Consider the following 14,162-nt stretch of genomic DNA (forward strand, 5'->3'; position numbering starts at 1 on the left):
GGACACTGACAACGCATGGTTCAGCCGCGGCGGCGGTAGCACCGCCGGATCTGCCAGTGCTGGTGGAGGGCTCGACGTTTGGCAGGGCTGTTGACCTCCAGTTGCAGCAGTCGTGAGCTCAGCGACGCGGCGGACGACGCGTGGCCTCGTTGGCCACAGCGCGAGGCTGAGGCGAAGTGGGAGCCGGCGTGGGACGCGGCTGCGTTGCACGGCTGCTGCGGGCCCTGGCTGCCTGAGCCAGGGGGCTGGGGGCGTGTCGTTCGCCGAGGCGGCGGATGCGCCAGGTCAGTGCGCGAGCCGGGCTGTGGGCGTCGTCGAGTGTGCGTTGGCCCAGGGCCTGGTCGAGGACGGTGGCTGCGTTGTGCCCGGCGGCTTCTGCCTCGGCGAGGACGGTGGCGAGTGCGTCCCATGCGGGGTCGCTGAGGATGCGCTCGGCGTGCTCCGGTACCGCCTCTTGGACGTGCTCGGTGTAGCGGCGCTTCATCTGGAGGCTGGGGGCGCGGTGCGCGAGGCTGGCCAGGACCGGTTCGGTGGCCTGTGCGTACACGGCGTGCAGGTGGACGAGGGCTTGCTGGGCTGCGGCTTCCTGCTGGGCGTGTTGGCGGGTGCGGTGCCAGTGCATCGCGTAGGCCACCGCAGTGAGCATGGTGTCCAGGAGCATGGCGAACCCGGCGCCGTCCCTGTCCTGGGGCCGGTCGCGCCAGATCGTCTGCATGCTGCGGCGCAGGACGCGGGCGCTGTCCCGGTCACCGGTGATGCGGGAGCGGGTGGCGCGCTCGAAGGCAGCAGCTGCCCGTTCGAGGTCGGCCTTCACCGCGGCCGGTGCGGTGGCCGGCAGTAGGTCCAGTGCTCCGCCGAGCGCTTCCAGTTGCCCTTGGGCCACTGCGTCGTTGCTGCCGATCAGGTGGCTGGGGATGCGTTCGGTGGCAGCGCTGGCTTGGTGCCACGGATTACCCGGCCGGACGGTGACCGGTTCGGTGCTGGTGGCGACGAGGCGCTTGTGGATCTGAGGCAGGGACAGGTCGGGGGCGAGAGTGGAGCCCGCGTAGAACACCGGCTCGCCCTTGTCATTGGTGTCGCCGGGCAGGGCGAAGTTGCAGCCGAGTGCGTCGCCGGAAGGGCCGAGCCTGAGACGTGCGGTCACGTCCGTCGCCTCCAGCAGGGCGAAGAACTCGGCCTCGTCGGCCGCCGCGGCGACGGCGCGGCGCACCCGCAGGCGCAGGACATCGCGAGCGGCGGCGTCCTGGCCCAGGCGCTTGGCCTTGAAGTGCTCTTTGCTGGTGGGGCGCTTGGCGGCGGTGCCGTCGCCGGGCTTGAGCCGCCTGAGCCCGTAGTCGACCTCGATCTTGCGGGCCTCGCGCTGGACGGCGCGCTGGTCATGGTCGCGTTTGGGGCGTTTGCCATCCTGGCGTACGAGGGTGGCGGCGATGTGCATGTGGTCGTCTGCGTGGCGGACGGCCACCCAGCGGCAGGCTTCCTCGTCCCCGTCGGGGGCGATGCCTGTGGCGGCCACGATCCGGCGGGCGATGTCCGCCCACTGGGCGTCGGTGAGGGTCGGGTCTTCGGGTGCGGCGCGGACGGGGCAGTGCCACACGGTGTACTTGGGTGCCTTGTCGCCCAGCATCTTCACTGGCTGATTGAGTTGTGCGGCGAGCTGGTCCTCCACGTCCTTTCGGTTGCGATGGGGGCTGCGGCCGGGGTCGGGGGCGAAGTCGTTCCAGGAGGCCACCAGGTGCGGATCGGTGTGCTCGTTGGCCCGGCCCTTGCCGAAGAGGTAGCCGATCGTTCGGCGCGTGGCGTCTGGGCCCGTACCGAGGATGATCTTCGGTATCACTGATTCACCGCCCCTCGGTGACCTGGGCGACGGCGGTGTCCAGCTCGGCGATGGACGCCTCGACGTGGTTCAGGAGCTGTTGAACGGTGTCGTGGTGGGGCCAGGCGCCGTCCTGATTGAGGTGGCGGGCGAGCTGGTTGAGGTTGTTGCCGACCTTGCCGAGCTGTCCGTTGGCGGCCATCAGCGCCTTCACCATGGCGCGGTAGTCGGCGACCGCGGCGGTGGGGTCGTCGGCGCGCGCAGCGGCGAGCGAGCATTCGGCGACGTAGCCGCCAGGGTTCATGCGGCTGAGGGCGGCGGCGTTCTTCACAAGGGCGAGCTCGGTGTCGTTGTAGCGGGGAGAGATGCGGTGCTCGCGCAGCTGCTGGTCACGCAGACGGCGACGCGGCGCGGACTTCTGCGGCACGTTTGACGACTGCTCGACGGTCCCGCCTTCGGCCGGCTCCCCTGGGCCGGCCGACTCCGGCGCCCCCTCGGCGCCGGACACCTCCGCCACCCCTGGGGCGGAGGTCGGGTAAGGACTCCTTACCCGACAACTTGCTGCGTCTGTGGCAGGCCGTCCGAACGCGCGCCGTAGACGGCCCGTCAGCTTAGGGGACTTCGTCAGGGACTGCGGCTCGGCGGGGGCGGTGTCTTCTATCTGGCGCTGGTCGTGTGTCACGGGCGGGTCTCCGGAATGGGGTGGGGAGGGCAGGCGGGTCGGCGGGGATGGTCCGGCGGAGTGCGGGTGGTCACCACCTCGTCCACAGGTGGGGATAAGCGGACCCGAATGGGGCGGTGGCCGACCCACCGGGTGACCGAAAGGGGTTCCGGTCACCCGGCGTTGCGGGCGGTCAGCCGCTGGCCGAGGCGGTGTCCGGATCGGCTTCGAGTTCGGGCTTGAGGATCTTCATTACGTCGGTCACCCGCTCGCTGCCGATCGTCAGTCCCCTGTCTTTAACGGCCATTCGGAGAAGGTCCCGGGTGAGCTTGCCGTGCGCAGCGGCGGCGATCCGGCCGATCTCCGCGAGCTGCTCGACCGAGGCACTCGCCGGACGGCCACCGCGAGGCTTGCCCTCCGAAACCTGGGAAGGCGGTTCCGGCGGCTGTACGGATGTAGTGGCCAGCGGTTCCGGCGCTTGGACGGACGCGGAGTCCGGGCGGTCAGCGGGACGGTCGACGAGCTGGTGGATCTGTCGCATGAGGACCCCGAAGGCCAGCAGCGCGGCCGTCGGAGGTACCGCCGCGACCACGTAATCGAGCAGGGGCTTCGCGCCGGAGGTGCTGGCACCGCTGACCCCGGCTACGTTCAGCACGATGGAGCCGACCGACCCGGTGGCCGTGAGACCGATGGCCCACCCGTCGGTGACCCGCCGCAGGCCCGCGCGAAGCATCAGCAGCTCTCCCGCAACGATGAACGCGTCCAAGGTCGCTGGCCAGGCCCATTGGCGGATGGGGGAGCTCTTGAGCCCGTGCTGCCCGGCGACCTCGGCGAGGTGCGCGTAGGAGAGCCAGAATCCACCGGCGGTCAGGGCGATGATGACGGTTCCGGCCGCGACGAGCGCATACCGCTCGGCGGTCTGTTTGGTCATCACCAGCTGCCCTCCTGTGTGAGCAGCGCGATGCCTGTCGGTCTCCTGGTGGGCGCGGTTGGCGGGTGCTGCGCTGGTGGTCAAGCGAGGTTCTCCGGGGTCTTGAAGGCGGGGCGCTTACGCGACCCCCTTTACAAGGAGGGGGTCGCGCGTAGGCGCTGGGGCGAGGAAGCGGCGTAAGAGGCTGCGTACGCGCTTGACCTGCGGCTTTGTTCGATCCGTAGGCGGTGTGAGCGGCCCGTAGGCGGCCCCGGCAAGGGAGACCGCATACGGGGGCGCGTACGGGTTGGGCCGGTCAGGACACGGCGCTGATATGGCGGGTGGAGGCCGTCCAGCGGGTGGCCTGTCCGCCGCCCGCCCCGCCTCCGGCGCCGGTCTCCTGGACGGCGTGTCCGCTCTTGGCGAGGGCCTCCAGGCGGCGCCTGGCCTTGGCGAGATCCGCGGGGCGAGGGGTGGCCTCACCGGTCGTCTGCGTGGCGAGCTGGCGGGCGGTAAGTCCGTGAGCGCCCGGCTGGCGCAGCAGGGTGAGGGGGTCGAGGCTGGTGTCGACGCGGGAGGTGCCATGGGGGTGGTCGTGGATGACCGGCAGGGGACCGATCTCGTCGTCGACGGTCTTGAGGTGGTGGAGCTGGACCACCGGGTCGCCCGCCGCGCCGTTGAGGAAGATGACGCTTCCCGCTCCGGCGGTGAACCACGCTGACCCGTAGACCTGGTCCAGCACGGGGCGTTGGTTGCGCGACGCGTCGGGGCCTTGCTTGCGCTGGTGGTGCAGTTCGAGCAGCTCGATGCCGTCGCGCAGCAGTTGCTGGCGCGCGTTGTTGTAGGCGAGCCCGGCTTCGTCGTCGGTGAGCTTCCCGACGACGTCCTTGAGGCTGTCGATCACGACGGTGTCCGCGCCGTGCTCGGCGGCCAGCTCGGTGAGCAGCTGGGGCTCGGCGTTGAGGGACGCGGGCAGCGGGCCGGACCAGAAAACCAGGCGCTGGCGCAGAACGTCCTGGTGGGCTTGGTCCACGATGCGGGTGAAGGCGCGGGCGAGCTGGCTCGGCCGGTCCGCGGCGATGTAGAGGACCTTCTTGCCCTGCTGGACGGGCATGTCCAGGACTTGGGCGAGCAGGCCGAGCCGGGCGAGGACGATTTGCTGGGCAATCGTGGACTTGCCGACCCCGGGCGGGCCGACCAGCATCAGGCTCTCGCCCGACGCCCAGGCTGTCTTCCCCGGTGTGCCCCAGACGGGGGCGGTGCTGGCGGGGGTGTCGGTGAAGAAAGACCAGCCATCGACGGCGTAGCGCTGAAGCCGTCCTCCTGAGCTGCGGCGGGCGCGGTCGGCTGCCTCGCTCAGCGAGGCTGTCAGCAGGCTGCGGACCTCTGCGGGGTCCGCTCCGGGTGCGGTGGCGCCTTGGAGGACACGGACCGCTGTGGCCTGTAGGGCGCGCAGGTCGGCGTGGTGGCGCACAATATCGGCGTAGTACTCGGCGCCGGAGCCCACCGATGCCGCGGAGGCCAGGGTGTGCAGGTATGGGGGGCCGCCGACGCGGGTGAGGTCGCCCGTGGATTTCAGCTGGTGGGAGAGGGCGATCGCATCGGTGGGCGCACCTTCCTTCCGCAGCTGAAGCAATCCGTGCCAGATGGTGGTGTGCGCGGGCTGGTAAAAGTCGCCCGGATCCAGTACCTGGCGGACCGCGTCGATGACGGCGCTCTGATACATGCACGACCCGAGCACGGCCATCTCGGCGTCGGCGTCGTGCTGCATGGGCAGAGGCGTACCGGAGGCGGTATCCGGCGCCATGGGGCGGGGGAGGTGCGAGGTCAGGGATGTGGTGTTGGCTGGCCCGATGCCCGTAGGCTTGGACATGGATTCCTCCCCGAAGCGCATCAGGCCCTGGCAGGCCGCACTTCGGTTGATCGTCTTGATGGGTGGTCATGCTGGGATCCGTCGTGGCCCCCGGTGCGCTAACACCGGGGGCTGCTCCTTTACGCGGGAGTGACAGAAGCCTGCCTGTAGCCGATGTGCACAGTCAAGGTGGAAGTTTGCATCCAGGCGACATCGACATTGAATCGCTACAGCACAATTCCTGCTTGAATCTGTGCGGCATGGTGCGTTAGCGTAGTACCCATGACGGAGCACGACTGGCAGGGCCGACTGACGCAGCAGGTGGCCGACGCGGTGCGCGACTACCGCAAGCTGCGAGGGCTGAGTGCCCAGGGCCTCGCTGATGCCTGCGCGGCACTTGGCCATGCGATCCCCCGCACTTCGATCGCCAACCTCGAAAATGGGCGCCGTTCCGGAGTCGAGATTGCGGAATTGCTGGTCTTCGCCAAGGCGCTGGGCGTTCCACCCATCGCACTGCTCCTGCCCATCGGGATGGCCGGCTCGGTCGAGGTGCTCCCCGGCCAGGAGCTGCCGATCTGGGACGCGGTGTCCTGGATCACTGCCGAGACCCTGATCGGCGAGGAGCCCGAACCCGGCACCGTCAAGGAGGTCATTTTCGAGCTCCGGGCGCACGCGCAGGCCATCAGCACGCTGCGCAGAGCCATCCAGTTCGCCGAGGAGGCCCGTCGGGGCGCCAACTTGATCCGTGACCCGCAGCAGCGCGCCCGCAATGACGGCATGCTGGAGGGCTTGGACGGCTACACCCGCGGCTATGCCCAGGACGTACGCGAATTCCGCGCCAAGCTGCGCGTCCGTGGCATCGAACCTCCTACCCTTCCCGAGGACTTGAAGTACCTCGACGCCCCTGAGTAGCCCCTGCTGCCCGTCTCACCTCGGTGTTAGCGCGCCGCGAGACGAGTGCACGAACCCAGCATGACCACCCATCAAACGATCACGCCGAAGGGGTGCCAGCCCCAGCTCGGCGAAGAGGACTCTCATGCCTTCTTCCAGCGCACCCGAGCGCTATCTGACCATCCCCGAGTTCGCCGAACGCCTCGGCACCACGGAGCGATTCCCCCGCCGCCTCGTCGCTGAGCGCCGCATCGCCTTCGTCAAGGTCGGGCGGCACGTCCGCATCGCGGAAAGCGTGCTCGCCACCTATATAGCGGCCCGCACCGTTCAGCCGGCACGAGGGCTTCGCTCCGGCTACGGCCAGGCCGCCTGATGGCGCGCAAGCCGCAGCGGCGGCGTGAGTTCGGCAATGTGCGCCAGACCGAGTCGGGGCGCTTCCAGGCCCGTTACTGGGCTCTGGACGGCAAGCGGCGCTACGCGCCGAAGACGTTCGAGACCAAGACCAAGGCAACGACCTGGCTCGCGCTGACCCAGGCCGATATTGAGCGCAAGCACTGGACCGACCCCGATGCCGGCGCGGTCAACTTCGAGGACTTCGCGGCGAGGTGGGTCAACGAACGCGGCCTCGCAGCGACCACCGAGGACCTGTACACCCGGCTGCTCGCCAGGCACATCGTGCCCACGTTCGGCACGTGGGACCTGGACGAGATCCAACCGTCGGATGTGCGTGTCTGGCGAGCCGAGCGGCTGAAGGCAACCAACGGTGCGAAGACGACGGTGGCCAAGTCCTACCGCCTGCTGAAGGCCATCCTTCAAACCGCGGTCGACGACGATCTCCTCAAGAGCAACCCGTGCCGCATCAAGGGCGCCGGCAAGGAGGAGGCCGACGAACGCGACGTCGCCGAGGTCGAACAGGTCTATGCGCTGGCCGAAGCCATCGGACCCCGCTGGCGCATCATGATCTTCCTCGGCGCTTTCGCGTCCCTGCGTCCTGAAGAACTCGCGGAGCTGCGTCGTAGCGACATCGACGTCGACGAGGGCGTGGTGTGGATCAGGCGTGCCGCACCGGAGCTGACCAATGGCAAGAAGGTGATCGGCGATCCGAAGTCGAGGGCGGGCAAGCGCGCGGTGTACCTGCCTGACTTCATCGTGCCCGAGCTGCACCGCCACCTTCAGTGGTTCGCGGAGAAGGAGCCGGACGGACTCCTCATCGTCGGCGAGCAAGGGGCCGCTCTGCGACGGTCCTCCTTCGGGCGCAAGTGGCGCAAGGCGCGCATCGCGGTGGGACTGCCGGACAACTTCCGCTTCTACGATCTGCGCCACACCGGCAACACCCTGGCGGCTGACTCTGGTGCGAAGCTCAAGGACCTCATGGTCCGCGCGGGCCAGTCCAGCCCGAAGGCTCAGCTGATCTACCAGCACTCCAAGAAGAAGCACCAACGCAAGCTCGCGAAGAGCATCGACGCCGAGGTGCGCCAGCAGCGCCGGGAGGCAGCCGAGCACCAGGCGCAGAAGCGGAAGCACTCCGGCTGAGGCGCGGTTTTCCCTAATCCAGAGGGCATGCGCAGCGTAGGCAGGACCGGTCAGCAACGCCGTTCCTGCCTACGCTGCGCTGTGCTTTGGGGGCTGATACTGGTGGGCTCACCTAATCAACTATCGCCAGTTCCCCGTAGAACCCAGCCTGCTGGTGGCCGTGTGGGGTCGCCAGGTCAACGGAGACGACGATGCCCGGTGATCACCGGGCATCGCCACGTCCGGGCCTATTCGCCGAGCCACTTACGGGCAGCCTCGTGGAATGCATTCTGGATGGCCAGGCGCGTATCCATGCCCTGATCCCCCGCCGGCCTCGGTCGCAGAGGTTCCCCCCGGCTCAGACGTTCCCGGAAATCAGCCGACCCCATGACGTCCACCCAGTACCGATGGGCTTCCTCGGACACGTAGTCCGGCGCGATGACGTCGAAAATTCCGAGCAGCGTCATGGCCTCTTCAATGGCCTCGTTCATGCGCTGCAGGTCCGGCTCTCTTCGCCACGGCATCGCGTGATACCTGGCCGTCCTGACCGCGATCAGGAAATCTCCCACGAGCTTGCGGTGGTCGGCCTTTTCCGGTGCCCGCATCGCTGCCCTGCCTTGGTGCCGGGCACCGAGGTAACCGGCTGCAGCACCGAGCAGGGCCGTCAGGATCGTTGTCAGCAGCTCCATGGAGCTCGTGTCTCCCCCCGCTAAGTGCACCATGGCGACAGACTACGGCCGCAGGTTTGACGGCTGATTCCGCTTCGAACCGTGCGGGCAGAAGATCTGGATCCGCCGTAGCTGCTAGTGGGCTCTCGTATTCGACTGCCGCCAGTTCCCTGAGGAACCCTGCCTGTTGGCGATCTTGCGTGATCTCCGCGGGCGTATCGGCTCCATGTCCCGCCGGTCTCGTTGCGGAGCCGGGTGGTGGGCTGCCGTCTGCGCCGCGTCCTCAGCAACGACGCCGCCCCGCTCAGAATCCGAGTCGCCGCCAGTCTCGTCCTGCTGTTCGCCCAGCCCCTCACCCGCATCGTCTGCCTGACGACCGACGACAGCCTGCACGACTGCCAGCAGGTCCACCTCCGGCTCGGAGACCCGACCTCGTCCCTGCCCACCCCGTCGCCAACCTCGTCCTGGATTACCTCCGCTCGCTCCCGGCTCACACTCTGGCGGTGAACCTCTCCACCCACTGGCTCTTTCCCGGCCGCCGCCCTGGCCAGCCGATGAACCCAACCACCTTGCTCGGTTCCCTCCGCGACCTCGGCGTCCCAGCCCAACGAGCCCGCACCTCCGCCATCCGGCGCCTCGTCCTCCAGGCCCCGGCACCCGTCATCGCCAAGGCCCTCGGCTACCACGACAAGACCGCCACCCGACTGGTCACCGAAGCGGGCAGCACTTGGAGTCGATACGCACCTGGAGACCACACACGCTGACAGGGCTTCCGCCACCCCGGAGGAAGAAGCGATGCCTCAACATGCGGGCATACCAGTTGGCCCCGAAACCCGTCGCGACCGCGTCACGGTGCTGCCACACTCGCGCCCATGAGCGATGACAGCGCCAAGACCATCGACGGAGCCACTGGCACTCACGTCATGGTCATCACCTACGAAGTGATGGATTGGGCGACGGAGGCGCTCCCGGCGCACGTACCGGCGGACGGCCTGAAGAAGTTGAAGCTGGCCGCAGGCGAGCATCTCGCGGCGATGCTGACGACCGCCTATCTCGGCGTCGTGCCGGCCGCCGTAGACGTCCACGGCGGCGTGGATCTCGTCTACCGCGTGGCGGACTCGGACAGCGACGTACTGTCTTCTCTGCTCGGCCGCAACGGTGTCGAGTTCGCTGACTTCGAGGTGAAGTCGATACCTGGTGACTTCCGCGAGCACAACGCAGCGGCCTCGCGGGCACTGAAACGAGGTGAGGAGCCAAACACTCATTGGTCGACGGTCGTGTCAGCGAACGATGTCGTCGAGGCGGCCCAGCCAATGATCGCCAAGGCCGCGAAGCAGTTGCGGGACAAGTCATCGCCCGACAGGGCGCGGGTGGTGTTCATCGTGTCCCACTTTTTCGACCGGCCCTACGTGGAATGTCTCGACCCGGTGATCGCGCACACGTTGACTGCCCCGATGCTGCCAGACGAGGTCGACGCCGTGTGGGTGTTCTTCGCGCCCTCGCACCTGGTGGTGTGGGCGGCTGTCGAGCAGCATTGGACGCAGCTTCTTCTCGGCAGTTTTAAGGAGGACGGGGCGGCCCCGGAGGTCGACTTCGGCATGCAGCTGCTGCAGCACTACGAGGGGCTGTTCCTAGAGCGGGCGGGGATCGACGGGCCCTCGCCCTTCTACTACGGCCTCAGGACTGGTGAGCTCGCATCCGCGGTCGACGCAGAGTGACGGCCGTCCGGAATACGCGACACCTCAACACGCGAGCTCACCAGTCTCAGGCCCCGTTTCCGGCGGAGTGTTCGCCGTCCCCAGCGCGTGTAGGGGGTCAGGCGAACTCCCTTACCAAGAGCCCATTTTGCATCCGCAATCTCACGACACCTCGGGAGCAAGTGACCCAAGCCACAGCATTCCCGTCTCGCTATTTGAGGAGATCGACTCTCAAGGTGCCTGGCCCGGTGCGGGAGCATGCGAAATTTAGACCTTGGCCAGCAGATGGGGCTGGTGGAGGGCTGGGTAACCCGAGAATGGTCCAGACAACAAACAAGGCCCAGGTCGTTGACCTGGGCCTCAACTATGGAGCGGGTGACGGGAATCGAACCCGCGCTCTGAGCTTGGGAAGCTCATGTTCTACCATTAAACTACACCCGCGTAATTCCGCCTCGGGCTGAGGGCGGAACATCGTCGCACACTCTACCCCATTGCCGCCTCGCGGTGCATTTGGCGTGTCCGGATGCGGTGGGTGGGGGAGCGCGGGGGTGTTGGGGCTGGTGTGGCGGTCGTGGGGTGTGGGTGTTTTCCGGGTGGGATGCGGGTGCTCGGTGCGGGAGTTGGGGCGTACGGTGGGGGCTCGGAGTGCCGCGTGTGAGGGCGCCCAGTTCATCCCCTAATGTGGCTTTTGTTGTCCACGCAGTTGGGAGAGGGACTTGATGGAGCGCACCGTCGTACGTTGTGCCGAGGGCCACGTGTTCAGCACCGCTTCGTTCCCGATGCAGACCACCGACCGGCTCGGCCCCGGACGGCTGTTGCGCTGCCCGCGCTGTGCTCGGCTGCGGCACTCGGTGCCCGTCGAGCACGCCAAGCGGTAGCGATCAAGAAGACAGGAAGAGCTGCGCCGCCCCCGTGAGCGGGGCGGCGGCAGAGCAAGCACGACGAGGAGTGGGCAGGGCCCGGCTTCCCAGGTGGGGAGCCGGGCCCTCGTCGTGCGGGGGCGGCCGGGCGGGCGCGTATCCTCGTCTGCGTGCTTCTCTCAGACAAGGACATCCGGGCCGAGATCGACGCTGGTCGGGTGCGCATCGACCCCTATGAAGAGTCGATGGTGCAGCCGTCCAGCATCGACGTGCGGCTCGACCGCTATTTCCGGGTGTTCGAGAATCACCGCTACCCGCACATCGACCCCGCCATCGAGCAGACCGACCTGACGCGCGAGGTCGTGCCCGAGGGCGATGAGGCGTTCATCCTGCACCCGGGTGAGTTCGTGCTGGCCTCGACGTACGAGGTCATCACGCTGCCCGATGACCTGGCGTCCCGGCTCGAGGGCAAGAGCTCGCTGGGGCGGCTGGGGCTGCTGACGCATTCGACCGCCGGGTTCATCGACCCGGGGTTCAGCGGGCACGTGACGCTGGAGCTGAGCAATGTCGCCACGCTGCCGATCAAGCTGTGGCCGGGCATGAAGATCGGGCAGCTGTGTATGTTCCGGCTGACCTCGCCGGCCGAGCACCCGTACGGCAGTGAGAAGTACGGCTCCCGCTACCAGGGGCAGCGCGGTCCGACGCCGTCCCGGTCGTTCAAGAACTTTCACCGGACGCAGGTATGACACAGCCGCTCCGGTGTGGGGGGCGCGCCCGACAGGGCGGGCGCGTGGCAGAGGGTGTGCACACGGAAGGTCTGAGAGAGATACGTGAGTGACGTGCGGGAGAACCTGACGTACGAGCGGTTCGGTGGGGCGATCCGCGAGCTGGCGCAGACGATCGCCGATGACGGGTACGAGCCCGATGTCGTGCTGTCGATCGCCCGGGGCGGGGTCTTTGTCGCGGGCGGTCTGGCGTACGCGTTGGACTGCAAGAACATCCACCTGGTGAATGTGGAGTTCTACACCGGGGTGGGGACCACGCTGGAGATGCCGGTCATGCTGGCGCCGGTGCCGAACGCGATCGACTTCTCGGAGAAGAAGGTGCTGATCGCCGATGACGTCGCCGACACCGGTAAGACGCTGAAGCTGGTGCACGACTTCTGCCAGGGGACCGTGGCCGAGGTCCGCAGTGCGGTGATCTACGAGAAGTCGCAGTCGCTGGTGAAGTGCGAGTACGTGTGGAAGCGCACGGACGACTGGATCAACTTCCCGTGGAGTGTCGAGCCGCCGGTGGTGCGGCGCGAGGGGCAGATTCTCGACGCCTGAGGCGTTGGGCCGGCCCGGTCCTGCCTGAGCTGACCCGGCCGATCGCCGGGTGCTGACCCGGCCGGCGGCTGGGTGCTGCCCCAGCTGATTGCCGATCCGACCGGTCGCCGATTGCCGCCCCGCGTAAGGGAATTGGCCGTCTGGTGGCCCGGGTGTGCTGTCCTGTGCCGATTCCGGCCAATTCCGTTCCGGGTGTTCCGCTGCCGGCTGCCTCCGCGTACAACCCGCGGTAACAGCAGACCGGAGGGGAGGCCCCATGGGGCGTGCGAGACGTGGCCAATGGGCGTTACGTGGGCAGTGGGCGTTACGTGGGCGGCGTGCGGGAGCGGGGTCCCGTACGGGAGACCGGGCGCGGGCGGGGTGCGGGCGGCGGCTGAGGGGCGGTGTGGTGGTCTCGGCCGCGGCGTGGGCCGTGGTGTTCTCCGGGGGCGTGGGCGGGGCGAGCGCCGCCACCGGCACGGCCACCGCCACCCACACCGCAGCACGTTCGACGGCGGCAGGGGCCGCGGACGTCAAACCGTTGGCCCCGGAGCTGGAGAAGATCCGGGCGCGGGAGGCGGCCAGGCTCTACGGGGATCCGGCCGAGCGGCCCCTCGGGGAGCGGAAGACCTCGTTGATCTCGCTGGGGGACAGTGAGATCTCGGGGGAGGGCGTCGGGACGTACGAGCCGGGCACGGACGGGCCGGCGAACTGGTGTCACCGGTCGCCGGACGCGGCGATCCACCGGACCGGTATCGCGGCGGATGTGACGTACAACGCCGCCTGCTCGGGCGCGGGCACCGGCAACATCGTGATCGGCGGCAGCAAGCAGTACGCCGATGAGCTGGTGCAGAGTGACGCGCTCGCCGTCGCGGCCCGTAACACCCGGCTGAAGATGGTGCTGCTGGTCGCCGGCGCCAATGACGATCTGCAGTTCGGGCCGGTGATGACCGACTGCGTGGTGCGCTGGTTCACGCTGCAGGGCGCCTGTGAGCCGAAGTACCAGCCGGGCTGGCAGGCGCGGGTCGACGGGCTGGTGCCGAAGGTCGAGCGGACGGTCGGCGATCTGCGGACCGTGATGCGGGACGCGGGGTACGCGGACGGCGACTACCGGCTCGTGGTGATGTCGTATCCGAGCCCGATCGGGCCGGATGTCGAGGACAACCCGCACTACCCGGGGAAGCTGCCGGGCGGGTGCACGGGCTACACCTCCGACGCGGGCTGGGCGCGCAATGCCGCCGTTCCGGCCTTCGAGAAGGGGATGCGGAAGGCCGCGCTGAACGCGGGGGCGAGCTACCTCGACGCCTCGCGGCTCTTCAACGGGCACGAGGTGTGCATGGAGGACACCTGGGCCCGCGGGCTGTATGTGAATCTCACCAACCCCATTCCGCCGGACTCGAATTCGGTGCGGCAGTCGTTCCACCCCAACGTCCGCGGGCACGGGGCCTTCGCCTCGTGTCTGACCCAGCTGTACGCCACGGAGCTGCGCGAGGCCTCCTGCGCCGATCCCGCGAGCACCGGGCAGCCCAAGCTGTACGCGGGGGCCTGGGACGAGAGGTACCGGCCGCTGCGGAACGCCGGTACGGGCAGCTGTGTGGACGCGACCGGCGGAGCCAGCCGTAACGGGACGGCCGTCGGCGGCTGGGACTGCCACGGGCAGCGCAACCAGGACTGGTGGTACGACGGGGAGCAGCGGTCGGTGCACGTGGGGCTGACGCAGGACCGGTGCCTGGACGTGCCGGGCGCGCAGTACCGGGCCGGGGCCGGGCTGGTGCTGTGGAACTGCTCGGGCGCGGCCAACCAGCAGTTCGTACGGGACGGTGGCGGCACGATCCGGCCCGCCGCCGCGCCCTCGCTCTGCCTGACGCTGGGCGCGGCCAAGGAAGCGCTGCGGTTGCAGGGGTGCGACGGGTCGGCGGGGCAGCGGTTCGTACAGGGGGATGCAGGGTCCTGAGAGGGCCTGAGAGGGCCTGAGAGGGCCTGAGGAGGCC

At 68.6% G+C, this 14,162-nt stretch carries 15 protein-coding genes and 1 tRNA gene; 10 read left to right on the forward strand and 6 right to left on the reverse strand.

All coding sequences use genetic code 11. The features are described from left to right. Positions 1 to 118 precede the first annotated feature (118 nt). The 4 genes from D9V36_RS23470 to D9V36_RS23485 all read right to left on the reverse strand — a co-directional run bounded on the left by D9V36_RS23470 (position 119) and on the right by D9V36_RS23485 (position 5,257). Positions 119 to 1,834, reverse strand: coding sequence for a mobilization protein (locus D9V36_RS23470; protein ID WP_129295515.1), 1,716 nt, complete (start codon positions 1,832 to 1,834; stop codon positions 119 to 121). 4 nt (positions 1,835 to 1,838) lie between these two features. Beyond that, positions 1,839 to 2,330: a plasmid mobilization relaxosome protein MobC gene (mobC, locus tag D9V36_RS23475; RefSeq protein WP_129295516.1), complete on the reverse strand. Its 492-nt coding sequence runs from the start codon at positions 2,328 to 2,330 to the stop codon at positions 1,839 to 1,841. 337 nt (positions 2,331 to 2,667) lie between these two features. Then, on the reverse strand, positions 2,668 to 3,405 hold the full coding sequence (locus D9V36_RS23480; protein ID WP_129295517.1) for a DUF2637 domain-containing protein: 738 nt from the start codon (positions 3,403 to 3,405) through the stop codon (positions 2,668 to 2,670). Positions 3,406 to 3,700: 295 nt separating this feature from the next. Further along, positions 3,701 to 5,257 carry a DnaB-like helicase N-terminal domain-containing protein gene (locus D9V36_RS23485; RefSeq protein ID WP_241720998.1) on the reverse strand — a complete coding sequence of 519 codons (1,557 nt, stop codon included), beginning with the start codon at positions 5,255 to 5,257 and terminating at the stop codon, positions 3,701 to 3,703. Positions 5,258 to 5,518: 261 nt separating this feature from the next. Between D9V36_RS23485 and D9V36_RS23490 the strand changes: the two genes are divergently transcribed. The 3 genes from D9V36_RS23490 (at position 5,519) to D9V36_RS23500 (ending at position 7,660) form a co-directional block, all read left to right on the forward strand. Next, complete coding sequence (locus D9V36_RS23490; RefSeq protein ID WP_129295518.1) at positions 5,519 to 6,148, forward strand: helix-turn-helix domain-containing protein; 630 nt, start codon at positions 5,519 to 5,521, stop codon at positions 6,146 to 6,148. Positions 6,149 to 6,272: 124 nt separating this feature from the next. Next, positions 6,273 to 6,500, forward strand: coding sequence for an excisionase family DNA-binding protein (locus D9V36_RS23495; protein WP_129295519.1), 228 nt, complete (start codon positions 6,273 to 6,275; stop codon positions 6,498 to 6,500). Next, positions 6,497 to 7,660, forward strand: a complete 1,164-nt coding sequence (locus tag D9V36_RS23500) for a tyrosine-type recombinase/integrase (protein ID WP_129295520.1) — start codon at positions 6,497 to 6,499, stop codon at positions 7,658 to 7,660. The genes D9V36_RS23495 and D9V36_RS23500 overlap by 4 nt, the downstream gene beginning before the upstream one ends. A gap of 227 nt (positions 7,661 to 7,887) precedes the next feature. Here the strand turns inward: D9V36_RS23500 and D9V36_RS23505 are convergent, their stop codons facing one another. After that, positions 7,888 to 8,328, reverse strand: a complete 441-nt coding sequence (locus D9V36_RS23505) for a hypothetical protein (RefSeq protein ID WP_129295521.1) — start codon at positions 8,326 to 8,328, stop codon at positions 7,888 to 7,890. Positions 8,329 to 8,565: 237 nt separating this feature from the next. On the opposite strand from D9V36_RS23505, the gene D9V36_RS41065 reads away from it, so the two are divergent. From D9V36_RS41065 to D9V36_RS23520, 3 genes are all read left to right on the forward strand, one after another. After that, positions 8,566 to 8,814, forward strand: coding sequence for a hypothetical protein (locus tag D9V36_RS41065; protein WP_164992852.1), 249 nt, complete (start codon positions 8,566 to 8,568; stop codon positions 8,812 to 8,814). After that, positions 8,811 to 9,071, forward strand: coding sequence for a hypothetical protein (locus D9V36_RS23515; RefSeq protein ID WP_206739721.1), 261 nt, complete (start codon positions 8,811 to 8,813; stop codon positions 9,069 to 9,071). The genes D9V36_RS41065 and D9V36_RS23515 overlap by 4 nt, the downstream gene beginning before the upstream one ends. Positions 9,072 to 9,179: 108 nt before the next feature. Beyond that, positions 9,180 to 10,025, forward strand: a complete 846-nt coding sequence (locus D9V36_RS23520; protein ID WP_129295523.1) for a hypothetical protein — start codon at positions 9,180 to 9,182, stop codon at positions 10,023 to 10,025. A 346-nt stretch (positions 10,026 to 10,371) separates the two neighbouring features. Here the strand turns inward: D9V36_RS23520 and D9V36_RS23525 are convergent. Next, a tRNA-Gly gene (locus tag D9V36_RS23525) sits at positions 10,372 to 10,445 on the reverse strand. A gap of 278 nt (positions 10,446 to 10,723) precedes the next feature. Here D9V36_RS23525 and D9V36_RS41070 point away from each other — a divergent pair. The 4 genes from D9V36_RS41070 to D9V36_RS23540 all read left to right on the forward strand — a co-directional run bounded on the left by D9V36_RS41070 (position 10,724) and on the right by D9V36_RS23540 (position 14,125). Then, positions 10,724 to 10,882, forward strand: coding sequence for a hypothetical protein (locus D9V36_RS41070; protein ID WP_016573140.1), 159 nt, complete (start codon positions 10,724 to 10,726; stop codon positions 10,880 to 10,882). A gap of 152 nt (positions 10,883 to 11,034) precedes the next feature. Beyond that, entirely contained in the window at positions 11,035 to 11,610 is a 576-nt protein-coding gene (dcd, locus tag D9V36_RS23530; RefSeq protein ID WP_129295524.1) for a dCTP deaminase, read from the forward strand. Between the two features lie 84 nt (positions 11,611 to 11,694). Beyond that, positions 11,695 to 12,192: a phosphoribosyltransferase gene (locus D9V36_RS23535; protein ID WP_129295525.1), complete on the forward strand. Its 498-nt coding sequence runs from the start codon at positions 11,695 to 11,697 to the stop codon at positions 12,190 to 12,192. Between the two features lie 385 nt (positions 12,193 to 12,577). Further along, positions 12,578 to 14,125: a ricin-type beta-trefoil lectin domain protein gene (locus D9V36_RS23540; RefSeq protein WP_129295526.1), complete on the forward strand. Its 1,548-nt coding sequence runs from the start codon at positions 12,578 to 12,580 to the stop codon at positions 14,123 to 14,125. Positions 14,126 to 14,162: the final 37 nt, after the last annotated feature.

The sequence above is a fragment of the Streptomyces lydicus genome, assembly GCF_004125265.1.
GTDB classification, from domain to species: Bacteria; Actinomycetota; Actinomycetes; order Streptomycetales; family Streptomycetaceae; genus Streptomyces; species Streptomyces lydicus_C.